Below are 24,419 nucleotides of genomic sequence, written 5' to 3' on the forward strand. Positions count from 1 at the left end.
ACAGATTGGACAGGGCAGAAATGCCCACCCTCCAATTAGGCGAAAATACGTAAATCCAGCCCGTTTCCGCGCGCCATGCAGGCCAGTTTTCAAGAGGCTGGTGTTGCGCAGAACGAGGCATGTTAACCACCTGACTTCAACTGCCAGCCGCCCCACCGTATATTTGGCCAATGAGATATGCCAACGCCTTGCGCCAGGCCTACCGTGCCGTTTCCCAACGATGGGTGTGGCCTTTTCGTCTGGCGGTCTCGGTGTTGTTGCTTGCCTTCGCATACCACGAGCTCGCCAGCCACACTTACAACTGGCACTCGCTGTTCCCCATAGATACTGCCGGCCCGCTTTGGTTTGCTCTGTTGGCTATCCTGTTGGTTATCCCCAATCTAGGGCTCGAAACTGTCAAGTGGCGTTATATATTGGCTCCGCATTTGGCGGTTTCTATCAAGACTGCTTGGCGGTCTATTCTAGTGGGACAAACCCTCGGTTTCATCACTCCCAGTCGTCTGGGGGAATACGCTGGCCGTCTTTGGCCAGTGCCGGCTCAGTTTCATGCCACGGCGGGCTGGGCCACTTTCGTCTGTCGGCTTGCACAGTTGTCTGGGGCGCTATTTGGAGCGGCAATGGCCTCTTTTTCTTTGGCCTTAGAGAAAACGTCATTTCCATTCGGTCTGGAAAGCCCCGCCTATTGGACACTTCTGGGCAGTGTCTTGCTGGTAGCTACAGCCATCGTCGTTCTCCTGGGTACGCATCCGGGTATCATCGCGGGTGTGCTGCGCTTTACTGTTGGGCGCCTGCTGCGGTTCGTCAACCCATATCTGGAGGCAGCCAGCACGTTTCAGCTGCGGCGGCTATACGGCCTCCAACTGCTCGGCTTTGTGCGCTACCTGGTGTTTGTGCTACAGTTCTGGGTGCTTCTCAAGGCTTATGACAACGCCTCTTCTCCTGCGTTGGCTTTACAGTTTTGCGGTCTGCTCTTTCTTCTCAAGAGCCTCATCCCCTCCATTGCTCTGGCCGAGCTCGGTATACGCGAAACCCTGGCTTTGGCTGTAGCTGGATGGCTGCTGGTGCCGCCAGTGCTGGCCTTCAACGCAACGCTTGGGCTTTTCATCGTCAATCTCCTGATTCCCGCGTTGTTGGGGCTGTTTTTGCTGGGCCGGCAGGCCGATGTCCCAACTGAGGAGGTGGCCGCATGATGCCTTCCTTCTGGCTGTGGCTGTTTGCCGGGCTCTCGCTTCCTATGTTGGGCTACGCCACTTACCTGTTGTGGCATGCCATTCTATTCCGGTATGGGCGCAGAAGCGTAGGGCAAACCACCGAATGGCGCCCTCGTGTTGCCGTCATTGTACCTGCCCGCAACGAAGCTGCCACCATCGGCAAGTGTTTGCGCAGTGTGCTCTACCAAGACTATCCCTCCGATCTCCTCGACATCGTTATGGTCGACGACCAGAGCTACGACGGCACCCGCAATGTGGTAGATGGCATTAGCAGACAGCACCCGGGCCGCATCCAATACGTCAAGCTGCCGTACGACCCACAGTCTGTCGCTCACAAGAAGCGCGCTCTTGCATTGGGCATGGAACAGGCACCTGATGCCGAAGTCATTTTCACCCTCGACGCAGACTGCTGGGCCGAGCCTGGCTGGCTGCTGGCCATGCTGGCACAGATGAAGCCTGGAATCGCTGCCGTAGCGGGGCCCATCCGCAAGGTCACCCGGCGCAATTCCACTTTCGAGAATCTTCAGGCCGTTGAGTCGGCAGGCATGGTTGCACTTGCCGCTGGGGCCATCCTTGCCGGCACCCCTACCATGGCCAATGGTGGTAACCTGGCCTTTCGGCGCAGTGCGTTTGGGGCTGTCGATGGATACAAGGGTATCGACCATGTGGCCTCTGGCGATGACGAACTGCTGCTGCATCGCATGCATCGCATCCTTCGTGGTAAGCAAGGTTTTGCTCCCCGGCCCATCAACTGTGCCCTGCTCCCCGACGCCATCGTCGAAACCCAGGCGCTTCGTATTTGGGAAGACCTTCGTGCCCAGCGTATCAGGTGGGTCAGCAAGGCCAGCGCCTATCGGAATTGGCCCATGACGCTTGCGCAGGTCAACACCTACCTCGCGATGGTCTGCTGGGTAGTAACCCTGTTACTCATTCCATTTTCCCCTGTGTGGGGTGGCATCGCTTTTGGGGTGCAGGCCCTCCTGAAAATCATTGCTGATACCGCCATACTGGCCCCAGCCCTGTCCTTCCTCGGTCAGGGCCGCTATCTGTACTATGCTGTACTCGGACAGCCCATACACGCGGCCTATGTTCTGTGGGTCGGCATTGCGGGCACCTTCAGCAAAGGCTATGAGTGGAAGGGCCGGAAAGTGCGCTGAGGCAGTTATTGATCAGCTTTTGAACCACTTGCGCAGCACCTGGCGATCAAAGCGCTCCCACTCAAACTTCAGGCTTTCATACACGCTGTCCAGCAGGTTGTAGCCCATCAATTCCAGTGGCAGTTTGCTTTTCACTTCTATCGCGCGCTCCGTTTCTACAAACTGCTCGCTGGTGTCGTCCAGCCAGAAACAGATCAGGTCTTCGTGCAGCTTCCACAGCAGGGTGGGGTAGTAGCTCGAGAGCGACAACCGTTCCTTCAGTTCGTCCATTGCGATGCCTTCCATCACCAGGTCGTTGTGGAAGTGCAGGAAGTCTTCCTTGTATAGCGCCACCGCATTTGTATCGTGCGTCGCAGCGATGAAAGAACGTTTGGCTACTGCCAGCTCAAAAAAGGTGAACTGATACGCCAGCACCCGTTCGCGTGCACCATAGCCCTGATAGGCCTGCGAGGCCATCAGGCGCTGCTGGATTTCCTGTCCCAGCCCTTTCCATATCTGTTTGCCAATGGCCTCGGGCGAAGAGAAATGAGTGTAGAATTCACTTTCGGCAATGCCTGTGTCTGTGCACAGGTCGGTTACACTGGGCCTTTCTCCTGCTGCCACACGGCGCTCATAGGCGGCCTGCAGGCGGCTGGTTACATCCTGATTCTTGTCGCCGCTCTCGGGCGTGGTGTATTCAGTTTGTTCAGACATGGTTGCTCGGTTACACTGTTACTAACACAGTTTCCTGAGGAAAGATTACGAATTGGCCGGGGTGTTGCACAAAAAGAAACAGCCGGGCTGGAAAGCCCGGCTGTTGTCTTATGGAAACGGTTCGTATTAGAACTTGCCGCGCAGGCGCAGGCCGCGGGCTACGCGGTCTACAGCTACCACGTAAGCACCGATACGCATCGAAACCTTGTGCAGAACAGAGGCCTGGTAGGTTTCTTCGAAGGCGGCAGCGATGATCTGGTCAACGCGCTCGTTCACTTCGTTCTCGGTGTAATAGTGGCCGCGACGGTTCTGTACCCACTCGAAGTAAGAGCAGGTTACGCCACCGGCGTTGGCTACGATATCGGGTACAGCCAGAATGCCTTTCGACTCAAGGATGGCATCGGCTTCGGCGGCAACGGGGCCGTTGGCACCTTCTACGATGATCTTGGCCTTGATGTTGGGGGCGTTTTGGGCAGTGATTACGTTCTCCAGCGCACAGGGGGCCAGGATGTCGCACTCAAGCTCCAGCAGTTGGGCGTTGGTGATTTCCTCACCGCCCTTGAAGCCTTTCAGTACGCCACCATTCTGGTCTTTCCACTGGATAGCCTGGTGAATCAGGATGCCTTCTTTGTTGTAGTAAGCGCCAGTGTGGTCGCTGATGGCTACAATCTTGATGCCCTGCTGGCTCATCAGCTTGGCGGCATTGCTGCCTACGTTGCCAAAGCCCTGTACCACTGCCGTGCACTTTTCAGGCTGCATGTTCAGCTTGCGCAGTGCGGCCAGTGCGGTGGTCATGACAGAACGGCCAGTGGCTTCTACGCGGCCTTTCGAGCCACCCAGTTCCAGCGGCTTGCCGGTTACCACGGCAGGAATGTATTTGCCGCTCATGAGCTTGGAAAACTCGCTCACAATCCACGCCATTTCGCGCGGGCCAGTGCCCATGTCAGGAGCCGGGATGTCCAGGTCTGGGCCGAATACTTCAATCATCTGGTCGGTGTAGGCGCGGGTCAGACGCTCCAGTTCACCAGCCGACATCGTGCGGGGGTCGCACTGGATACCGCCTTTGGCACCGCCGTAAGGAATGTTCACGGCGCCGCACTTCCACGTCATCCAGGCCGACAGAGCCTTCACTTCGTCCAGGTTCACTTCCATCGCGTAGCGGATACCGCCTTTCGAGGGGCCCAGTACCGTGCTATGGATGACGCGATAGCCTTCGAATACCTTCGTCGTCCCGTTGTCCATCGCGATGGGCAGGTGCACCATCACGATTTTTTGAGGTTGCGAGAGCACATCGCGCTCGTGTTGACCCAGCTTCAGGATGTCGGCCGCAAGGTTGAAGCGGCTCAGCATCGACTCGTAGGGGTTCAGCTCGTGATTGGCAGTGTTTTTTGTGGCGCTCATATGCGTGAGTTTAGGTTGCCCGTCAGGCCAAAGGTGATTTAGGTTATAAGTCTTCGCCTAACGGACGTTTGGTAGTGGTGCGTATGAATCGGGACGCAAGTTAGCAAAGTTGTTTATCGCAAATACGTGTGCTGGAGGTACACATAAATCACTGGCATCGCCAGCAGAAACCCGTCGAAGCGGTCCAGCAGCCCGCCGTGGCCCGGCAGCAGTCCGCCCGAGTCCTTCAGCCCCAGCCCTCGCTTCAGCATCGATTCCACCAGGTCGCCGAGTGTCCCCACCACCGTAGCAATGATTGCCATCACCCACCAGTGGGGCGCAAGTTCGCCCGAGGCATAGAACAGCGCTGTCCAGGCTGCCCCAGCGCCAATTGCCAGCAGCAGGCTTCCGGCCAGCCCCTCCCAGGTCTTTTTGGGGCTCACGCGGGGAAAAAGCGGATGCTTGCCAAACAGCTTGCCGCCGAAGTAGCCCCCCACATCCGACGCCCAGATCAGCACCAGCAGGCCCATTGGCAGTCGCCAGTCATAGCCGCTCGGCAACAGGTAGCCCGCCTGAAACAGCAGCAGAAACGGCACCGCCACATAGGCTATACCAAACACCAGCAGCGCCGCCTGTCGGAAGCCCTCTTCCGGCGTGTTGCGGAACAGTGTCAGGATTAACAGCACAGGCAGCCCCAGCAGTATGAAATGCCAGGCAGGTGGTGGCGGCAGCATCGGCAATACCACCGAGGTCGCATAGCTCCACCCTGTCAGGATGAACAGGAAGCACAGCAGCGAATACGACGCATTCCACTGCACGCCTACTATACGTACAAACTCGGCGTAGGCCAGCAGTGAGAGCGCTATGCACAGAATCAGCAGGCCCAGCCCGCTCCACGTCACCAGCCCTACAACAGCACCAGCCGCTATTACGGCCGTTATTATTCGTGGTACCAGATCTTTGCGGTCAAACCGCGAGGTTGCTTCACGCATGTGGGGTCGAAGTGGGGATAGGGCTTGGGGTTTCTTTAAACTGCTGAATCCGCCATATAAGAAAGCCGGTCATCACTGCCGAGGCAAACGCCACAGCAGCCGGCAGGCTGTCGGGAGAGGTGGCCAGGCCAGCTGGCAGCTGCCCCTTTTCGCTCAGGTACAGTACGGTTACGGCGAGTCCATTGTTTACAAAATGCGCCAAAACGGCGGGCCAAACGCTGCCACTCCAGTGCCGCAGGTAGCCGAACAGTACCCCCATGGCCATCCGTGCCGGAAAGCCCAGAAACTGTAGGTGAATCGCGCTGAACAGTACGCCCTGCACCCAGATGGCCCAGTGGGTGGGCATCACGCGTTGCAGCGTCCGTTGCAACCAGCCTCTGAACAGCAGTTCTTCAGTTACGGCTGGTACAAGGGCAATGACAAGCAGGTCTATCAGCAGGTTGTGGGGTATCAACTGCATCAGCCGTTCGCTCAGGTCGCCTTCCGTCGATTCCACCCATTGCTCAAGCCCTTTCATGGATTCCGGCAGTACAAACTGCTCGGGCGTCAGCGTCAGGCGTTCCAGCAGCGGAAGTGAGATAATGGTAACGGCAAATGCCAGGCCCAGCCAGCGCGGTTGGGGTGGGGCCTGCAAGCCCAGTTCGTCCTTGGTATTACCTGCCAGGTGGCCCAGCAGAACTGCTGCCAGCCCCATGCCAATTACCTGAAAGCAGGCCTGCATCAACAGAATGCCTTGTGCTCCTGCCGGACTCAGCGCCTCCGTGCCTGCCAGTGCAGCTACGGTGTCAATGCCCAATAGAGTATTGGCCAGCGCAAGCCCCATGAAAGCTCCCAGAAGACAAAGCACGAAAGTGGCACACACGCCCCAGATCAGGGCAACCAGTGGTTGGGCGCCTGCGCGGTAAAACAGGCTCGCCGACGGATAATGAAGCATCTCCCAAAAATAAAGGGATGTTTCGCTCTTGCCCGTTTTTTCTTCTCCAGTGGGCGTATTGCGCGCTAAATCCTGCTGCATTTCCGTTAAAGCCCCGTATCAGCCTTCGGATGAACATAGCTCAGATTACCCTGCCAGAGTTTCCACTCCTCCTCGCGCCGATGGAGGATGTGTCTGACCCGCCTTTCCGCGCCGTCTGCAAGGAGCTCGGGGCCGATCTTATGTACACCGAGTTCATCAGCAGCGAAGGCCTCATCCGCGACGCATGGAAAAGCCGACAGAAGCTCGACATCTTCGACTATGAGCGGCCAATTGGTATACAGCTCTTTGGCGGCGATACCGATTCCATGGTCGAAGCCGCGCGTATTGCAGCCAGTGTTGGCCCCGACCTCATCGACATCAACTACGGCTGCCCCGTCAAGAAGGTTGTCTGCAAGGGCGCAGGTGCAGGCATCTTGAAGGATGTTCCCAAGATGGTCGAGATGACCGCCCAGATTGTCCGTGTGGTGGGCGTGGAGTTCGGCCTGCCCGTCACCGTCAAGACCCGCCTCGGCTGGGACGAAGACTCCATCAACATCCTCGAAACAGCCCTGCGCCTTCAGGATGTCGGCATCAAAGCCCTCAGCATTCATGCCCGCACCCGTGCCCAGCTCTACAAAGGTTCGGCCGACTGGTCCTGGATTCACAAGGTCAAGTCGCACCCCGACATCGAGATTCCCATCTTCGGCAATGGCGACGTAGACAGCCCGGAAAAGGCCGTTTTCAACCGTCAGACGTACGGCGTGGATGGCATCATGATAGGTCGTGCCGCCATCGGCTATCCTTGGATTTTCCGCGACATAAAGCACTACATGGCCACCGGCGAGCTGCTGCCACTGCCCACGGTCGAAGAGCGCGTGCGCATCTGCCGCCGCCACCTCGAGGAATCGGTCAAGTGGAAGGGTGACTTCAAGGGCATTGTCGAAATGCGCCGCCACTACGCCAACTACTTCAAGGGCTTGGCTGGCTTCAAGCCCTACCGCATGCAGTTGGTCATGGCAGATACACTGGTGGAGGCCAACGCCCATCTCGACGAAATCCTGGCCAAAGCCGACACCTTCGAGCTGGCCCACCCCGACGAGCGTCCTGTCGTGCAGGTTTATGAAGGCCTTGACGGCTGAGCCCCTAACAGGCGCACAGAAGTTTACAGCAGCCCCTTTTCTTTCAGCAGGGTTCGCAGGGCCTCGACATCGGCAGTATTGGCAAATGCGCTGTCTGGAACCAGTGTAAACGAGTCGCGGTTGAAGTACAGCACCGTGAACCCTGCCAGTCGCTGGGCTTTCATCAGGTTGTTCCACTGGTGCTTGGAGGTTTTACCGTTTGTGAGCTGGGTCTGAAACCCTGCTTCTGTAAACACATGGCGTCGCGGCAGCAGCGCTTCCTGAAACGACGCCTGCCGTGGGTAGCGGTAGTAGCCCGTAAACGTAAGGCCCAGGTACATCAGCAGCACCACCGGGCCCACGATCAGTACAACGGGCGCTTTATAAAGGTAATACCCCACCACGCTGATGGTCAGCAGCACCAGTGACAGCATCACCGTATACATCTGCGACTTCAGCAGCAGAATGCGGGTATAATCGTTCGCTGTGGGCGCAAACGCTTTCGTTTCCAGTGTCATGAGTGGAGTGGGGGAGTGTGGGTGTGTCAAGGAATGCGGTGCAGGCAGGTGTTGCGGCAGGTTTGCAGGTGTTCGCCCGCGTCGTTGTAAAAATCCCAGCGCCATACCACTACTGCCTGCCGTTTCTCGGGGTTGTGCTTCACTTCTTCCATCGTTAAATCGGCGGTGTAGGGCTGGTCGGCAAACAGTGGCTTGTGAAAGGTAACGTCCATCCGAATGCCGCATACCAGGGTATGCACATTGGCGGGCAGCCAATACTTCATGTGCATGCGGTTGCCGGGGTGCAGGCCACTGGAAATCAGTTTGCCAAAGCGGGTGGTCTTGGCAAATTCCGGGTCAGTATGGACAGGCAGGGGGTCTACAGTCTGCCCAAAAGCGATGATATCGGCTTCGGTCAGCACTTCTGGCCCCAGGCGAAAGGTTAGCCCCTGCTCAAAGTGGTGTATGGGTTCCATGCTTGTCGTTCGTGCGGCGCAAAGCTAGCGGAGAAACCCGATCAGTCGTCGCCACTCTGCATACTGTGTTTCTGGTTCTGGATCAGGCGGTCCTGCGTCCAGTCCAGGTGGGCAGCAAAGGGTGCCGTACGGACCGGGCAGTCGGGCTGCTCGCAGGTCGGGCAACAGGCTGGCAGACAGGGGTCAGCGTGAATGAAAATCTCCAGTCTGCGGCCTGCCCCGGCCAGTTGGTCGCGCAGCAGGTGCTCCACGGCTTTCACCTCGTCATGGATAGGGTCCAATGCCAGATAGCGAGGTAGGGTAATGTGGCAGTCGATGTGTATGTCGGCACCATGCCGCACGATACGCAGGTTGTGCAGGTCCACCCACGCTTTACGCCGCGCCGCCGACAGGATTGTCGCGGTCTGCTTCAACAACGCATCGTCCGACTCATCCAGCAGCCCTCCCAGCGCTTCGCGTATCAGTTTGATTCCGTGCCAGATGACCCAGCCGCCCAGTAGCGCCGCAATGACGGGGTCGGCCCAGGTCCAGCCCGTGAAGTAGATGAGAATCAGACCCGCCAGCAGTCCTCCGCTGCTCGCGCTGTCCACCACCAGGTGGCGTCCATCGGCTTCTACCGCTGCCGAGTGGTGCTTTTTGCCAGCACGTATCAGCGCCCAGCCCATTACCAGATTGGCCACCAGCGTCAGGCCAATGATGCCCATGCCATAGTCCAGGCTTTCCAGTTGCTCATGGGCCTCAATGGCCCGCCACGCCTGAAACCAGATGCCAGCCCCTGCCATCAGTATAAGCCCCCCCTCAAAGCCTGCCGCCAGAAACTCTACTTTGCCATGGCCATAGGGGTGTTGGGCGTCGGGCTCCTGCGCACTCACACGCACCGCCCACAGGCCAAAGCCTGCGGCACACACGTTCACAATGCTCTCCAGCGCGTCGGAGAAAATGGCCGCAGACCCCGTCAGTTCATACGCCAGAAACTTCGCCCCCATCAGCACGATGCCCACTATCAGGGCCAGCAACATGTAGCGGGCGCGCAGTTGTTGCGTCAGTTGGGTTTCGGTCATGGAAATGAGGGCCAGATTGGAAGAGGAAAGTTAGCAGAAACTCCAGCCTTTGCCTGAAGGAAAAAAGTACGCCCCGGCCGATGCCAGGGCGTGTATACGGTGCGACAGGCCTGTAAGCCGGATTCTGTACCACTTGCGCGGTTGCCATCATTTATCTGGTGCGACCTACCCCCCGACGCAGTCTTGGACGGGCAGCCCTCGTCCCGGCCCTTGCAGGCTGGAAACGCCGGTGTATGTGGTCTTGCAGCCCCCGGGGTTTACCCAACACGGATGTCACCATCCGCCCGCGTGCGCTCTTACCGCACGGTTTCACCCTTACCAGAGTCGCCTCTGGCGGTTTGCTTTCTGTTGCACTTTCCGTCCAGCAGACCTTCCGGCCTGCCAGCCTGTCGTTTCGACAGCAGGGTGCCCTGCGCTGTCCGGACTTTCCTCCCTTTTTGCAAAGAGCGATGGCACGTCCTGTCGCGGTGCAAACTTCGCATTTTTTCGCCCCCATCCGGCATTTGCATTCCGTTTGTTGTGTTCTGTCGCTGCGGGCAGTAACGTTGTGCCCCATCTGTCTGCTTATGAATACCCTTGCCTCGGCCCTCTTCCGTCTGCACCAGGGTAAGGCCGCCGCCCCCGAAGCTCCACATGTGCAGCGCTTTGTTTTCGAGGCGCTTCGCATTCTTTTCCCTCAGTTCAGGGCGCAGCCCGTTCTCGATGCCAATGCCCTGGAAGTAGATCTCCGCCGTCTCCAGATCGACCTCGTCGAACTGCTGCACCCCCTCGCCAGCCGCCTCCCTCGCTCCTGCGATCTACTCTCAGCCGACTTCCTCTCCGCTCTGCCACAGCTGCAACAGGCACTCCTCGAAGATGCCAGCGCCATTGCCGCTGGCGACCCCGCCGCCGAGGGTATCGACGAAGTCATCGCCGCATATCCCGGCTTCTATGCCATTGCCGTCTATCGCATGGCCAACTGGCTTTATCGGCAGCAGGTACCGCTACTCCCCCGCATGCTCTCCGAGCAGGCCCACATGCGCACCGGCATCGACATCCACCCTGGCGCCACCATCGGCAGTCACTTCTGCATTGACCACGGCACCGGCATTGTCGTCGGCCAGACGGCCCACATCGGCAACCATGTCAAGCTCTATCAAGGCGTTACCCTGGGTGCGCTAAGCGTAGAGAAAGACCTTGCCGGCCAGAAACGACACCCAACCCTCGAAGACAATGTCGTCATCTATGCTGGCGCCACCATCCTGGGTGGCTCGGTGGTGGTGGGGGCGCACAGTATCATCGGTGGCAATGTCTGGCTCACCGAGAGTGTGCCCGCCCACAGCAAAGTCTACCACCGCGGCCAGATCCGTATCAACGCTGGCGTAGCCGAGTACCTCGAGTTTCACATTTAGCAAACTGTTTATGATCCGGCGGTTGCGCGTATGCAATCCGGTAGTTACTTAGACCACTGTATTTAGTCTAATTCGCAACATGCGAGCCCATTCCATTCTCGAAACCATTGGCAATACGCCACACGTACGCCTGAACAAGCTGTTCGACCAGCGGGTGCAGGTATGGGTCAAGCTTGAGCGCGCCAATCCCGGTGGCAGCATCAAGGACCGCATCGCCCTCGCCATGATCGAGGACGCAGAGAAAAAAGGCCTGCTGGCCCCTGGGGCAACCATCGTTGAGCCCACCAGTGGCAACACCGGTGTCGGCCTCGCTATGGTAGCCGCGGTCAAGGGCTATCGCCTCATACTTGTCATGCCTGAGAGTATGTCGGTAGAGCGCCGCCGACTCATGAAGGCCTACGGCGCCGAATTCGTCCTCACACCCCGCGAGAAGGGCATGAAGGGCGCCATCGAGAAAGCCAACGAGCTTCTCACCCAGATTCCCGGTGCCTGGATGCCCCAGCAGTTCGACAACCCCGCCAACATCGATGTCCACGTCCGTACCACAGCCGAAGAAATCCTTCGGGACTTTCCCGAAGGGCTCGATTACCTCATCACCGGCGTAGGTACTGGTGGCCACATCACTGGCTGTGCCCGTGTGCTTAAGCAGCACTTTCCCAATCTCAAGGTCTTGGCTGTCGAGCCCGAGCTCTCGCCTGTTATCAGCGGCGGGACCCCCTCGCCACACCCCTTGCAGGGCATTGGTGCGGGGTTCATTCCCGGCAACCTCGACAAGTCTACCCTCGATGGCGTGGTGACGGTGGCCAAGGAGGAGGCATTCTCCTATGCCGCCCGCGCTGCCCGTGAAGAGGGCATCTTCCTGGGCATCAGCTCCGGCGCATCCCTGGCCGCTGTTGCCAAAACCATCCCGCAGATGGCCCAGGGGGCTCGTGTTCTCACCTTCTGCTACGACACCGGCGAGCGGTATCTCTCCATCGACGGCCTGTTTCCCGCCGAGCAGTAACTGTCAGACCTTTGGTACAAAAGAAAAGCGGGCCACCTCATCAGGTGGCCCGCTTTCATTCAGCTTCTTATCGAAGGCTTACTGTACAGGCTTACCGTCGCTGTTCAGTTCAATCACTTCGTAGCCAAGGCGCTTCAGGCCTTCGCCCACTTTGGCTTTGTCGCCTACTACCACAATCACCATCTGATCGGGGTTGAGGTATTTCTTCGCCAGTGCATTCACTTCATCCACCGTCAGGCGCTGCAGAAGGGCGTTCTGCTGCTCCGTGAAGTTGGTCGGAAGGCCGAAGCGGACCAGGCGCGTCAGGAAGGCCGCCTTCTGGAAGTTGGCCTCGTAGCGCAGGGCATCCTGCTGGCCTACAGAGCGGCGCATGAAGTCGATTTCGTCCTGGCGCACGCCTTTTTCGCGGTACTCCCGGATTTCGCGCATGAACTCATATACCGAGCTGTCAGTCGCCGTTACCAGCACACCTGCGTTAGCTACCCACACGCCTTTCAGCTTGCCAGCGCCATTCAGGCCAAAGCGGGCACCATATGTCCAGCCTTTGTCTTCGCGCAGGTTCATGTTGATGCGCGAGTTGAAGTTCGTGCCCAGCGGATACACCATCAGCGTGCTGCGGTAGTAATCGCCAGTAGCATCGAAAGGCATACCCATCTGGCCAATACGGATTTCGCTCTGTGCGGCACCCGGCTTGTCAATCAGGTAAATGCGTGTCTTCTCGATTTTCGGTACTTCGGGCAGCGTGGCCAGTTGCAGAGCAGGGCCCTTCCAGTCGCGCAGGAAGCCCAGTTTCGTCGCAATGGTCTTCTGCTCTACATCGCCTACAATCGTCAGTACGGCTTGTTGCGGGCTGAAGTACTTCGCGTAGAAGTTCTTCACGTCGTCCAGCGTCAGTGTGCCTACCGAAGCGGCAGTGCCCAGCTGAGATACGCCCAACACATTGCCTTCGCCGGCCAGCAGCATGCTGAATACATTGTTGGCAATGACCGTGGGCTGGGTGGCCTGGTTGGCGATGAACGCCAACTGTTGCTGCTTCAGGCGGTCGAAGTCAGCCTGGTCAAAACGGGGATGAAGCAGGCGCTCGGCGGCCAACGCCAGCGTAGCATCCAGATTCTTCACCTGGGCATTGATCGCCAGCGTGAAGGTCTCGTCGTCCATGCCTATGTTGATGCTGCCACCCAGGCGGCGCAGTTCATCCTGGAACTGTTCTGCCGTGTAGCGCTCTGTGCCTTCGTTCAACAGGCTCATCGCCAGTTGGGCCAGGCCAGCCTTGTCTGGCGTCAGCTGCTCTTGGCGGCGGCCACCTTCCATCGTCAGTACAATCGATACAGTCGGCACTTCCGAGTTGCGGGTGCCTACTACCGAAATGCCGTTACCAAACTTCTCAGTCCAGAAGCTGGGCACCTTGATCACCGGGTTGGGGCCGGCACCGGGCTGCTTGCTGCGGTCAAAGTTGTCCTTCGGCTTGTTGTATTTCAGGCCTGTGTAGTCCACCTGCGGGAACGCATTGCGCGAGCTGTCCGGGCGGAATACTTCGTTCGCTTTGGCGGCCAGTTGACCTGCATTCTCGCCTTTGGGGACCACGCTCACGATAACAGCAGGCTTGCCCAGAATATACTGGCGGAACACGCGCAGTACGTCTTCGCGTGTCAGCGCGTTGATCTCGGCCAGTTCTTCAGCTGTACGGTCGGGGCGGCCAAAGAAGGTCTGGTTGTAAGCCATGGTCACACCTTTTGCCTGTACCGATGACAGGCTCTGGATCAGGCCAGCTTCAGCCGAAGCCTTGTAGCTCTTGATGTCGTCTTCGGTGATGCCGCGTTGCTCCATTTCGGTCAGGGCTTCACGAAGCATTTTCTCAGCTTCGGCTAGCGGCAGGTTCGGCAGGGCACGAACCAGCAGGTTGAACTCGCCCGACAGCTCGCTGCCATTGTTGAAAGCCTGTGCCGCCAGCGCTTTGCGCGACTTCACGAACTTCTGGAACAGAATCGAGCTCTTGCCTTGGCCCAAAATCTGTGCAAGGCAGTCCAGTGCCTGCTCATCCTTGTGGCCGGCAGGAACCGTCGGCCAGGTCATGGATACCTGCGGGAAGCGGATGGCATCAGCGTAGTAGGCATACCGGTCGCTGGTAAGTTGTACTGCCGGCAGGCTCATCTTGTCTACTTTCGGACCAGTCGGAATCGGGCCGAAGTACTTCTCTGCCCACGCAATGATCTGCTTGGGATCTACATCGCCGGAAATGGTCAGGACGGCATTGTTCGGGCCATACCAGCGAAGGAAGAAGTTCTTCAGGTCATTTACGTTCACCCGATCAAGATCCTCCACATAGCCAATGGTCAGCCAGCTGTAGGGGTGGCCATAGGGGTAAAGCGTACGCGCCTGCACCTCAAACGACAGGCCGTACGGAGCATTGTCCACACGCTGGCCGCGTTCGTTCTTCACAGTTGCACGCTGAATCTCAAACTTTTGCTGTGTCACCGCATCCAGCAGAAAGCCCATACGGTCGGCTTCCAGCCACAGCATGGTTTCTACCTGATTGGAAGGTACGGTCTCAAAGTAGTTCGTGCGGTCACGGTTGGTGGTGCCGTTCAGTGTGCCACCCGAGGCCGTTACAATTTTGAAGTGCTGGTCGTCACCTACGTTGTCCGAGCCCTGAAACATCATGTGCTCGAAGAAGTGGGCAAAGCCGCTCTTGCCAATCTCTTCCCGGGCCGAGCCTACGTGGTACGTCACGTCCACATACGCAACCGGATCAGAGTGGTCTTCGTGAATCACAACCGTCAGGCCGTTGGGCAGAAGCCACTTCTCATAGGGAATACCCAGTTGGCCCGCCTTGGGCGTAAACTTCTCCAGCAACTTGGCTTTGCCCGAGGCGGCCGCTGCTGTCGCTGCACCCTGGCTCCGCTGGGCCAGCACGCCTGTGGGCACACTCAGTGCCAGGCCTGCCATTGCCAGCACACCCAGTGCTTTGCGCATGCTTGTAAATGTGTTCATGGATGGATTTGAATGGGTTGGAATAACCTTCCTCAAGATAGGACTACCCCTAGTGGGGTAGGTAAGGTATTGTCGGCTCGTTAAGAATCCTTAACATTTTACTCAGTTTGCTCCCGCTGTCTGGCTCCCCTTCAGGCTGGAGCGCAACAGCAGCGAACCCACTATGCCGCTCAATAGGGTCCCAAGCAGAATGCCCATTTTGGCAATGGTCAGGTGCTGCGAAGGACCATATGCCAGCTCGGCTACAAACAACGACATCGTAAAGCCTATACCCGCCAGGACACTCAGGCCAAATACCATCCGCCAGTTGGCACCTTCAGGCATCTGCGCCCACCCCAGCCGGATGGTCAGCCAGGCCGCGGCCATAATGCCAATGGGTTTGCCCAGCAGCAGGCCCAGTGCCGCGCCCAATGCAATGGGGTCGGCCATGTCACTTGCCTGCACTACTGCCAGCGACACTCCTGCATTTGCCAGCGCAAAAACTGGCATCACGGCATAGGCCACAAAGTTCTTTAGGCTGTGCTCCAGCCGTTGCAGCGGCGGCTGCACGTCTACCGCCAGCCCATCCAGGTATTCCACGGCACTCAACTGCGTGTCGTTCAGCAGCACCTCATCTTTCTTGTGCCGCGCATCCTTGAATGTAGTCAGTGCTTTCTGCACCTGCGCCTGAAACTCATCGGCGTTGAACCGCGCCCGCACCGGTATGGTCAAGGCCAGCAGCACCCCGCCTATCGTCGCATGCACGCCCGACTTCAGCAGCGCCAGCCACAGCAGAAAGCCTACCGCCAGATACGGCCACAGGCTCCGCACATTCATTCGGTTGAGTATGACCAGCACGCCGAAGGCCAGGCCTGCCAGTGCCAACATATTTACCTGTAGGTCGGCTGTGTAGAAAACAGCAATCACCACCACTGAGCCCAGGTCGTCTACGATGGCCAGTGCCGTCAGCATCACTTTCAGTCCAAGCGGCACACCACTGCCTGCCAGCATCAGTATGCCCAGCGCAAAAGCTATGTCTGTCGCCATCGGAATGCCCCAGCCGTGGGCCGCAGGCGTCCCAGCGTTGAACAGCGTGAAAATCAGAGCAGGAGCTACCATGCCCCCCAACGCCGTCGCAATCGGCAGCATCGACTTCCGTGGCGAACTCAGTTCGCCTATCACCACCTCTCGTTTGATCTCCAGCCCCACCACCAGGAAGAAAATCGCCATCAGGCCATCGTTGATCCAGTGCAGCAGGGTTTTGGTCAGGGCAAACTTTCCCACCTGTAGCGTGAACGGCGTATCCCACGTTTCGGTGTAGGTATTTCCCCACGGGCTGTTGGCCCACACAATGGCTAGTATCGCCATGCCAAGTAGAATGATACCACTGGCACTTTCGGTAGCGATGAAGCGCTGAAAAGTCGATACGATGCGAAAAGGAGCAGCCTGCAGCCGCGCTCCCAGGGTCTTCGGTTGTTTCGTCATGTCGTTTCAATAACAGGCCAGCCCCCAGATGGGTGCCCGTTGGCGTTGGGTCAGTTGTGGCGGCAAGATAGCCACCCGCTTCTTAACGCAGCTGCTTCAGCGACGCCCGCAGCCGGCTGAGCATGGCTTCCAGTGCAGGCACACTCACAGCTCCTACGCTGCATCGGCACCAACCCGTCGTCTCCTTCACACCAAAGGCATGAAACGGCACCACTGCCAACCGGGCATCCTCCAGCAGATACAGATAGAGGTCAGTGCTGGTGGTCAGGGTACGGCCCTGTAGGGTGCTTTTGCCCAGTATGTCAAACTGCACCGACAGATACAGCCCTCCCTGTGGCGGCAGCGCGGTTACAGGCAGCCCCTCGGCTTTCAGCTCCATCAGGCCGTTGTACAAAACGTTCAGGCGTTCCACCACTTTGGCGTCCATCGTGGCGCGGAATGCCTGACGCTGGGCATCAGGAAGGCTCAGGTACTCGGCAAGCCCCAACTGTTCTGCTTTCGGGCTCCACGCACCAATCACGCCTAGTATGGCACCTGCCTTTCGAATCAGGTCTTCCGGCGCGGTCATCCAACCTACCCGCAGGCCTGTCGCAGCCAGGCTTTTGGTGGCCCCATCTACGTAAATGGTGTAGTCGCGAAGGCCCGGCACCAGGTGTAGCGGATGGTGATGCTGCTGGCTGTAGCGCAGTTCCTGGTATATCTGGTCATACATCAGGTAAACGGGCTTGGCGCCACGCGGGGCCCGTCGCTGGTTTTCGGCCAGTATCATCTCGCAGATGGTGCGCAGTTCGCTTTCCTCATACATGGTGCCGCTGGGGTTGCCGGGGCTGGTCAGCACCACCAGCACTGCCCGCGACAGATACGGCTCCAGCTCCTGGGCCGTCAGCAGAAATCGGTTTTCGGGTAGCGTGGCAATCTCCACCGGCCGTCCACCCACTATGTGCGTGAACAGGCTGTTGTTCCAGCTCGGCACCGGGTACACCACCGTGTCGCCGGGGTCTACCACTGCGGCATACACCGCATAGAGCAGCGGCCTTGCCCCGCCTCCCACCAATATCTCCTGTATGCTGTAGTCAAGCCCGAAGCGGCTGCTCATGTAGCTGCTCAGGGCTTTGCGAAGGGCCAGTTCGCCCACGGCGGGAGGGTAGTTGGTGGCGCCCGCCCGATACTGGGCTATCACCATTTCGGTCAGCTCGGCTGGTATCGGAAAAAGCTTCGGGTCAAAGTCGCCTACGGTCAGGTCGGCAATGTCCTGCCCTTCGGCTTTTCGCGCCCGCACCTCACCGGCTATCTGAATGATTTCACTGCCCTTCATGTCCTGCGCCAGGGCGCTGAAGCGTTCGGTGGTGTGCGGCATATGTCAAATGGCGGTTGTTTGGAATTTTGTTAACCGTGGTCCAATATCTAGCAAATTCTCAAACAGACAATAACCGTCGTTTAAAAATGGAAAACGATTAACATTCTGCCTGATATGTTGATATTTTATGTCGTTTATGGGCTGTTTGTTGATGCATTCGAAAGAATTTGGGTGGTTATTTATGCAGAGAGGGAAGTGCAGTACTCTGGCGTTCCGTCACAAAAGCTGCACGGCCTGCGTTATACCCCACCATGAAGCAGAAACTCGTCGAGGGCGAAGACTTCTACTACAACGAGCAGGGCCTCATCGTCTTCACGGCCAAATACCTCCGCGACCGTGGCTATTGCTGCGGCTCGCGCTGCCGTCACTGTCCCTATTCCCCCGAGGAGTTCGAGCAGGCGCAGGCGCGCAAGCGCCGTAACCGCCTGGGTTTCTGATTGCGCCGGGTTACTTCGCCAGCGGTGGCCGCCGCTTGTGCCAGTCGGTGCTCTGCTGATAAGCGCGTGCCACTGCCATCAGCGTCCCTTCGTCAAACAGCCGGCCCGTGAACGTGATGCTGCTCGGCGTCCCATTCCTCCGGAAGCCATTGGGCACTACCACGGCTGGGTGGCCGGTCAGGTTGGTCAGCAGCAGGTTGTCGGCCCATGAAGGCGCCAGGTATACATCGACCTGTTCCATCACCAGCGCCATCTCGGCTATCAGTTGGCTGCGCAGGCGCTGGGCTTGCAGGTATTCTACCGCTGGTATCAGCCGTGCCGACCGGAACAGGCTGGGCCAGGCGTCCTTGTGTTGCTGTTTCAGCCGGTCGTCGCCATTCCGCAGGGTCAGCGTGTCAAAGGCTGCGGCAGCTTCCACCATCAGAATGATGGACAGCGGTTCGTAGGCCATCTTCGGCAGTTCTATCGGCACCAGCGTGGCACCCAGTTTGCGCATCTGTTCCAGTGTCGCGCTGTCCTGCGCAGCAAAGCCAATCTTCCGGTCAAAGTCGGCTTTCACGTAGCCGATACGCAGTCCTTTGAGTGGCAGCAGGGCGTCGTAGTTCAGCCCTGCGGCGATGGTGCTGTTGTCCTTGGGGTCTGGCCCCTGAATGGCCCGCAGCACAATGGCGCAGTCGTCCACATCGCGGCAGATGGGGCCAATCTTGTCCATGCTCCACGACAGCGCCATGGCACCGGCCCGGCTCACCCGCCCGAAGGTGGGGCGCAGGCCCGTTACGCCACATACAGTGCTGGGGCTCACGATGCTGCCCCACGTTTCGCTGCCAATGGCAAACGGCAGCAGGCCCGCTGATACCGCTGCCGCACTGCCCGCGCTGCTGCCGCTGCTCCCTTGCTCGGGGTTCCAGGGGTTGCGCGTCTTCCCGCCAAACCACTCGTCGCCGTTCGCCAGTTCACCCAGTGTCAGCTTGGCGCACAGCACAGCCCCGGCTGCGGCCAGTTTCTTCACTACCGTGGCGTCTTCCATCAGATACTGGTTCCGGTATGGGGTCGCACCCCAGGTGGTTGGGTAGCCTCGGGCAGCCAGCAGGTCTTTGGCACCATAGGGGATGCCATGCAGCGGGCCTCTGTAGCGGCCGCGGCGTATCTCGTCATCGGCGCGGCGGGCTTGTGCCAGCGCGGTGTCTTCGGTCAGGGTAATCACGCATTCCAGCTTGGGCCCCAGTCGCTTCAGGCGATGCAGGTAAAAGCGTGTCAGTGCCTCGGACGTAATCTGCCGCGTCCGAAGCAACTCGCCCAGCTCCCGGATGGTCAGGTAAGCAAGGTCGGTGCTGTCGGTGGGCAGGCTTACATGATCTGCTGACGGCATGCGCCACGTCACAGAAGCAAGGGTTGGCGTGAATCCTGCCGGCAGCGGATTGAACACCATCGCTGGGGCCACGGCATTTGGAGGCGACTGCGCCCGGATGGCTGCATAGTAGGCGCGGTATTCCCCCAATCCCTTCAGCATCGAGTCGCGCTCCGCTGGGGTAAATTCCAGCCCCGCAATTGCCTCCGCCGCTTCCACTCGGCCAGTGGTTATCGGCGCTGGCTCAGCAGGTTGGCTGTATCTTCCAGCAACGAAGGCCCCACCCAACAGCAGTGCCAGAACGGCCATCCAGAATAGTTGGTTAAACTTTTTTAACATAACCGAGGGTTGGAATCGCTTTAGTCCCTACTTTCTTGTCTGTCCAAACTTAACTCTATATGCACAAACCCATGTACTCCCGCTTCCTTTTGGGGCTGGTGACGATGATGGTCGTTGGCATTGCGGGCATTCAGGCACAGCAGCTGGACCTCAGCCGCCTCAAGGCCATGAAAGCCCGTGCAGTAGGCCCCGCCGGCATGAGTGGCCGGGTCACAGCCATCGACGTTGTCCGCAACCGTCCCGAAATCATTTACGTCGGCAGCGCCTCGGGCGGCCTCTGGAAGTCTGAGAGTGGCGGCATCCGTTGGGAGCCCCTCTTCGACAGCCAGCGCGTAGCCAGCATCGGCGCCATTGCCATCTTCCAGAAGAATCCCAGCATCATCTGGGTAGGCACTGGCGAGGGCAACCCCCGCAACAGCCAAACCTCTGGCCGCGGCGTATACCGCTCTATCGACGCCGGCAAGACCTGGCAGTTCATGGGCCTCGAGAAGTCCTATAATATCCACCGCATCATCGTCCACCCAGACAATCCCGATGTCGTGTACGTTGGTGTGCACGGCTCCTCCTGGGGCGACCATCCCGACCGCGGCGTCTTCCGCACCACCGACGGCGGCAAAACCTGGAACAAGGTCCTCTTCACCAACGAGCGCTCCGGTGTCGCCGATATGGTCATGGACCCTTCCAACCCCAACAAGATTTTCGCTGCTATGTGGGAGTTTCACCGCGACCCCTGGTTCTTCAAGTCGGGTGGCAAAGGCTCTGGCCTCTATGTCACCATGGACGGCGGCAACACCTGGGAGCAGCGTACCAACCGCGACTCACTCCCTGCTGGCGACCTCGGCCGTATCGGCCTGGCAATCGCCCGCAACAACCCCAACGTGGTCTACGCCAATGTTGAAGCCAAAAAGAACGCTCTGTATCGTTCAAACGATGGCGGCAAAACCTGGCGCAAGGTCAACGACACCCAGGTTGGCGAACGTCCTTTCTACTACAACGAAATCTACGTTGACCCTTCCAACGAAAACCGTCTTTATGAACTCACCAGTCTTGTCAAGATGAGTGAGGACGGGGGGCGTACCTGGCGCGTCATTCTGCCATACTCAGGCGTCCACCCCGACCACCATGCCTGGTATATCCACCCCGACAATCCCAGCTACCTCATCGAGGGCAACGACGGGGGCCTCAACATTTCCCATGATATGGGCCGCAGTTGGCGCTTTATCGACAATCTGCCGCTGGGCCAGTTTTACCACGTTCGTGTAGACAACGACGTGCCCTACAACCTTTATGGGGGCATGCAGGACAACGGGTCGTGGGTAGGCCCCAGCGCTGTTTGGCGTACCGCCGGCATCCGAAACTCCTACTGGCAGGAGCTCCTCTTCGGCGACGGCTTTGACGTTCTGCCTGATCGCGCCAACTCCCGTTACGGCTGGGCCATGAGCCAGGGCGGCAACGTCTCTCGCTACGATCGCCTTACCGGCTATACCAAGCCCGTAAAACCGGCACATCCCAACGGAACCAAGCTTCGCTTTAACTGGAATGCGGCCATTGCCGAAGATCCCTTCGAGCCCGGCACCATCTATTTCGGCAGTCAGTTCCTCCACAGGAGTGCCAACCGTGGCGATACTTGGGACATCATCTCGCCCGACCTCACCACCAACGATTCTACCAAGCAGAAGCAGAGCGAGTCGGGCGGCCTCACCTACGATGCCACCGGTGCCGAGAACTATTGCACCATCATCGCCATTGCTCCCAGCCCTAAGGACCGCAATGTCATCTGGGTTGGCACCGACGACGGCAATGTGCAGCTCACCCGCGATGGCGGTAAAACCTGGACCAACCTGGTTTCACGCATGCCCGGTGTGCCAAAAGGTGGCTGGGTGCCCGTCATCGTAGCGTCCAACCACAACCCCGGCGAGGCCTTCGTCGTAGTCAACAATTACCGCCAGAACAACGACTGGCGCCCCTTCCTCTACCACACCCGCGACTACGGCCAGACCTGGACCAACCTCGTGGATGAGAAGAAGGTTGACGGCTACATGCTCTCCGTAGTACAGGATCCCATCGAGCCCAAACTGCTCTTTGCCGGCAGCGAATTTGCCCTTTACGTCTCCATCGACTACGGCAAAACCTGGACCCGCTGGACAAACGGATACCCCACCGTCTCTACCTACGACCTCGCCATTCACCCCCGCGACCACGATCTCGTCGTCGCAACCTTTGGCCGGGCCTTCTACGTGCTCGACGACATCCGCCCGCTCCGTGCACTCGCTCAGCAGGGTACGGCCGTTCTCGACCGCACCGTGTCGCTCTTCCCCATTCCCGATGCCTACCGCGCCGAAATCCAGCAGTCCGAAGGGCTGCGCTTTGAGGCCGATGGTGTTTTCAATGGACAGAACCGCCCCTTCGGTGCCATGATCTCCTTCTCGGTGAAGGAAGGCAAGAAAGAGGGTGGTGCAGGCATGGGTGCTGGTCGTCCGGGCGCTGGCGCTCCGGCCGCGGCTCCTGCGGGTAAGCCTGCTGAAAAACCCGCTGCTAAGCCTGCGGGTAAGCCCGGCGCTCCTGCCGCGGCTGATACCACCAAGCCTAAGGCTCCGGCAATCCCAACGGCCAACAACGACACCCTGAAAATGGAAATCCTCGACGGTACCAACGCCGTCATTCGCACCCTCAAGTTCGTTCCAGAAACCGGCCTCAACCGTGTGCAGTGGAACCTTGACCGTGCAGGGGTTCGCGGTTTCGGCGGTGGCTTTGGCCGCGGCAATGCCGAGCCCGGTGGCAACACCGTGCTGCCCGGTCGCTACAAGGTGCGGGTCACCTACCGCGATGGCCGCGACAGCCAGTATGTTGAAGTGAAGATGGACCCCCGCACCAACTTCTCCCCCGAGAAGCTGAAGGAGACCGACGACATGCTTCGGCGCATCGAGGTAATGGTGCCTGCTGGTGCCTCTGCCATCGAACGCATCACCGAAATGCGTGCTGCCATCAACGCCACCAACGCCCAACTGCCCACTGGCAGCAAGGAAGAGCAGGCCCACAAGGATGCCAAGAAGCGTGGAGCCGAGTTGCTCGACTCGCTCAAGACCCTTCGCGAACTGTTCCTGGCCCGTGAAGGCGGAACGCAGGGCATTCAGCGTTCAGAGGAACACGTATCGGCAAAGTTCCAGGCTGCCTACTACTCCATTGCCTCCAGCAATGAAGGCGTCGATGCCACCCATCAGATTCTCTTCCGCGACTTTGAGGCCCGCCTCAAGGCCGCTGTGGCGCGCGTCAACTTCTTCATGGCCAACAGCTGGGTCCAGTACAAAGCCCAGATCGACGCCCTGAAGCTCTCGCCCTTCAAGCCTACCGATCCCATCGAGATCAAGAACTGACGGGCACCATAACCGCCGTAAACACACAGGGCTCCCATTTCGGGGGCCCTGTCTTTTTTAGGATCGTGATTGTCAGCGTAGGCCGTGCTGCTGTACCCAGTTGCGTATCATCATCTCGCCATCTTCCGTCAGAATGCTCTCTGGATGAAACTGTACGCACTCTATTGGTAGTTCGCGATGGCGTATGGCCATCAGTTCTGTGGGTTCCGCCGCAGTTTCTGGCACAGTCCAGGCCGTCCGCAGCCAAGTACGGGGCAGTGTGTCCGGTGCTACTACCAGCGAGTGGTACCGCATCACGGTCAGCGTCTCCGGCAGTCCAGCAAACACACCTTGGCTGTCTGTCCTTATCACCGAGGTCTTGCCGTGTACAGGCTTGTGGGCCCGCACCACCTGCGCGCCGTCAAGCCAGCCTGCCAGCTGCTGCCCCAGACAGATGCCCAGAAGGGGTACACGTCCCCAATAGTGCCGCATCAGCGCCTGCGAAAGGGCGGCATCTGCGGGTGCTCCCGGCCCTGGCGATACCACCACGCCCGTTACTTCCAGTTCTTGGGCTTGCGCCAGTGCATTCGCTTCTGGTCGCAGTGTGTGCACGGCTAAGCCACACACCTCCAACAACGCCACCAGATTGTAGGTGAACGAGTCGTAGTTGTCGATCATCAACACCATGGGGCGGCAGCGGCTTTGCAGGCCGTGTTACTTCGTCAACAGGCGCTTGGCCGTCTCACTGATGGCTTTGCCGTCGGCTTTGCCGGCCAGTGCAGCGCTGGCGGCTTTCATCACCTTGCCCAGGTCGGCCGCGCTGACCGCGCCCACTTCGGCTATCACCTGCTTCACGGCGGCTTCCAGTTCGGCGGCATCCAGCTGTTTGGGCAGCAGGGTTTCTATCACGGCCAGCTCTTCCTGCTCGGTTGCGGCCAGGTCTTCCCGTCCGTTCGCCCGGAACTGCTCTATGCTGTCGCGGCGCTGCTTGGCCTGTTTTTGCAGTATCTGCATTTCCTCGGCCTCGGTCAGGGGGGCGTCGGGGTTGCGGCCCTCGGCTGTTTCGGCCAGCAGTACAGCTGCTTTCAGGGCGCGCAGTGCCCGCAGCTGACCCTGTTCCTTGGCCTTCATGGCCGCTTTTATGCCTTCGTCAAGGCGTGCTTTCAGTGACATATTGTTATAGAGAGAAAAAGGTG

20 protein-coding genes and 1 other RNA gene are annotated in these 24,419 nt (G+C 58.9%); 7 read left to right on the plus strand and 14 right to left on the minus strand.

The window, feature by feature from the left end:
• Positions 1-170: 170 nt before the first annotated feature.
• Together AC2D8O_RS06280 and AC2D8O_RS06285 are read left to right on the plus strand one after the other, a co-directional pair.
• Positions 171-1,190 (plus strand): lysylphosphatidylglycerol synthase domain-containing protein, encoded by a 1,020-nt coding sequence (locus tag AC2D8O_RS06280; protein ID WP_484677943.1) that lies wholly within the window; start codon positions 171-173, stop codon positions 1,188-1,190.
• A complete protein-coding gene (locus tag AC2D8O_RS06285; protein ID WP_484677944.1) occupies positions 1,187-2,368 on the plus strand; it encodes a glycosyltransferase in 1,182 nt (393 codons plus the stop codon). The genes AC2D8O_RS06280 and AC2D8O_RS06285 overlap by 4 nt, the downstream gene beginning before the upstream one ends.
• A gap of 12 nt (positions 2,369-2,380) precedes the next feature.
• On the opposite strand, the gene AC2D8O_RS06290 is transcribed toward AC2D8O_RS06285, so the two are convergent.
• From AC2D8O_RS06290 to AC2D8O_RS06305, 4 genes are all read right to left on the minus strand, one after another.
• On the minus strand, positions 2,381-3,061 hold the full coding sequence (locus AC2D8O_RS06290; RefSeq protein WP_484677945.1) for a hypothetical protein: 681 nt from the start codon (positions 3,059-3,061) through the stop codon (positions 2,381-2,383).
• A gap of 126 nt (positions 3,062-3,187) precedes the next feature.
• Positions 3,188-4,462: a Glu/Leu/Phe/Val family dehydrogenase gene (locus AC2D8O_RS06295; protein ID WP_484677946.1), complete on the minus strand. Its 1,275-nt coding sequence runs from the start codon at positions 4,460-4,462 to the stop codon at positions 3,188-3,190.
• Between the two features lie 113 nt (positions 4,463-4,575).
• Positions 4,576-5,433: a phosphatidate cytidylyltransferase gene (locus AC2D8O_RS06300; protein ID WP_484677947.1), complete on the minus strand. Its 858-nt coding sequence runs from the start codon at positions 5,431-5,433 to the stop codon at positions 4,576-4,578.
• Positions 5,426-6,367 carry a CPBP family intramembrane glutamic endopeptidase gene (locus AC2D8O_RS06305; protein WP_484677948.1) on the minus strand — a complete coding sequence of 314 codons (942 nt, stop codon included), beginning with the start codon at positions 6,365-6,367 and terminating at the stop codon, positions 5,426-5,428. Before AC2D8O_RS06305 ends, AC2D8O_RS06300 begins: the two co-directional genes overlap by 8 nt.
• Before the next feature lie 110 nt (positions 6,368-6,477).
• Here AC2D8O_RS06305 and dusB point away from each other — a divergent pair, with 110 nt between their 5' ends.
• Positions 6,478-7,527 (plus strand): tRNA dihydrouridine synthase DusB, encoded by a 1,050-nt coding sequence (gene dusB, locus AC2D8O_RS06310; RefSeq protein ID WP_484677949.1) that lies wholly within the window; start codon positions 6,478-6,480, stop codon positions 7,525-7,527.
• A 23-nt stretch (positions 7,528-7,550) separates the two neighbouring features.
• Here dusB and AC2D8O_RS06315 read toward each other — a convergent pair whose 3' ends face one another.
• From AC2D8O_RS06315 to rnpB, 4 genes are all read right to left on the minus strand, one after another.
• Positions 7,551-8,024, minus strand: coding sequence for a YcxB family protein (locus AC2D8O_RS06315; protein WP_484677950.1), 474 nt, complete (start codon positions 8,022-8,024; stop codon positions 7,551-7,553).
• 26 nt (positions 8,025-8,050) lie between these two features.
• Complete coding sequence (locus tag AC2D8O_RS06320) at positions 8,051-8,479, minus strand: MaoC/PaaZ C-terminal domain-containing protein (RefSeq protein WP_484677951.1); 429 nt, start codon at positions 8,477-8,479, stop codon at positions 8,051-8,053.
• A 41-nt stretch (positions 8,480-8,520) separates the two neighbouring features.
• Positions 8,521-9,540 carry a cation diffusion facilitator family transporter gene (locus AC2D8O_RS06325; RefSeq protein WP_484677952.1) on the minus strand — a complete coding sequence of 340 codons (1,020 nt, stop codon included), beginning with the start codon at positions 9,538-9,540 and terminating at the stop codon, positions 8,521-8,523.
• Positions 9,541-9,637: 97 nt separating this feature from the next.
• An RNA gene (gene rnpB / locus AC2D8O_RS06330) (RNase P RNA component class A) lies at positions 9,638-10,006 on the minus strand.
• A 100-nt stretch (positions 10,007-10,106) separates the two neighbouring features.
• Between rnpB and epsC the strand changes: the two genes are divergently transcribed.
• Both epsC and cysK read left to right on the plus strand, forming a co-directional pair.
• Positions 10,107-10,931 carry a serine O-acetyltransferase EpsC gene (gene epsC, locus AC2D8O_RS06335; protein WP_484677953.1) on the plus strand — a complete coding sequence of 275 codons (825 nt, stop codon included), beginning with the start codon at positions 10,107-10,109 and terminating at the stop codon, positions 10,929-10,931.
• A 79-nt stretch (positions 10,932-11,010) separates the two neighbouring features.
• Complete coding sequence (cysK, locus tag AC2D8O_RS06340) at positions 11,011-11,934, plus strand: cysteine synthase A (RefSeq protein ID WP_484677954.1); 924 nt, start codon at positions 11,011-11,013, stop codon at positions 11,932-11,934.
• 78 nt (positions 11,935-12,012) lie between these two features.
• On the opposite strand, the gene AC2D8O_RS06345 is transcribed toward cysK, so the two are convergent.
• The 3 genes from AC2D8O_RS06345 to AC2D8O_RS06355 all read right to left on the minus strand — a co-directional run bounded on the left by AC2D8O_RS06345 (position 12,013) and on the right by AC2D8O_RS06355 (position 17,746).
• The gene (locus AC2D8O_RS06345; RefSeq protein WP_484677955.1) at positions 12,013-14,925 is read right to left on the minus strand and encodes a M16 family metallopeptidase; all 2,913 of its coding nucleotides are present in this window, start codon (positions 14,923-14,925) and stop codon (positions 12,013-12,015) included.
• 102 nt (positions 14,926-15,027) lie between these two features.
• Positions 15,028-16,389: a Na+/H+ antiporter NhaA gene (nhaA, locus tag AC2D8O_RS06350; protein WP_484677956.1), complete on the minus strand. Its 1,362-nt coding sequence runs from the start codon at positions 16,387-16,389 to the stop codon at positions 15,028-15,030.
• Positions 16,390-16,471: 82 nt separating this feature from the next.
• A complete protein-coding gene (locus tag AC2D8O_RS06355) occupies positions 16,472-17,746 on the minus strand; it encodes a pyridoxal phosphate-dependent aminotransferase (RefSeq protein ID WP_484677957.1) in 1,275 nt (424 codons plus the stop codon).
• A gap of 251 nt (positions 17,747-17,997) precedes the next feature.
• On the opposite strand from AC2D8O_RS06355, the gene AC2D8O_RS06360 reads away from it, so the two are divergent.
• Complete coding sequence (locus tag AC2D8O_RS06360; RefSeq protein ID WP_484677958.1) at positions 17,998-18,183, plus strand: C1orf53 family protein; 186 nt, start codon at positions 17,998-18,000, stop codon at positions 18,181-18,183.
• Positions 18,184-18,193: 10 nt separating this feature from the next.
• On the opposite strand, the gene AC2D8O_RS06365 is transcribed toward AC2D8O_RS06360, so the two are convergent.
• The gene (locus AC2D8O_RS06365) at positions 18,194-19,840 is read right to left on the minus strand and encodes an amidase (protein ID WP_484677959.1); all 1,647 of its coding nucleotides are present in this window, start codon (positions 19,838-19,840) and stop codon (positions 18,194-18,196) included.
• Positions 19,841-19,929: 89 nt separating this feature from the next.
• Between AC2D8O_RS06365 and AC2D8O_RS06370 the strand changes: the two genes are divergently transcribed.
• On the plus strand, positions 19,930-23,244 hold the full coding sequence (locus tag AC2D8O_RS06370; RefSeq protein WP_484677960.1) for a VPS10 domain-containing protein: 3,315 nt from the start codon (positions 19,930-19,932) through the stop codon (positions 23,242-23,244).
• A gap of 72 nt (positions 23,245-23,316) precedes the next feature.
• Here AC2D8O_RS06370 and AC2D8O_RS06375 read toward each other — a convergent pair whose 3' ends face one another.
• Together AC2D8O_RS06375 and AC2D8O_RS06380 are read right to left on the minus strand one after the other, a co-directional pair.
• Complete coding sequence (locus AC2D8O_RS06375; protein WP_484677961.1) at positions 23,317-23,910, minus strand: anthranilate synthase component II; 594 nt, start codon at positions 23,908-23,910, stop codon at positions 23,317-23,319.
• Positions 23,911-23,937: 27 nt separating this feature from the next.
• Entirely contained in the window at positions 23,938-24,396 is a 459-nt protein-coding gene (locus tag AC2D8O_RS06380) for a GatB/YqeY domain-containing protein (RefSeq protein WP_484677962.1), read from the minus strand.
• Positions 24,397-24,419 lie beyond the last annotated feature (23 nt).

This window comes from Pontibacter sp. T17 (assembly GCF_057219875.1).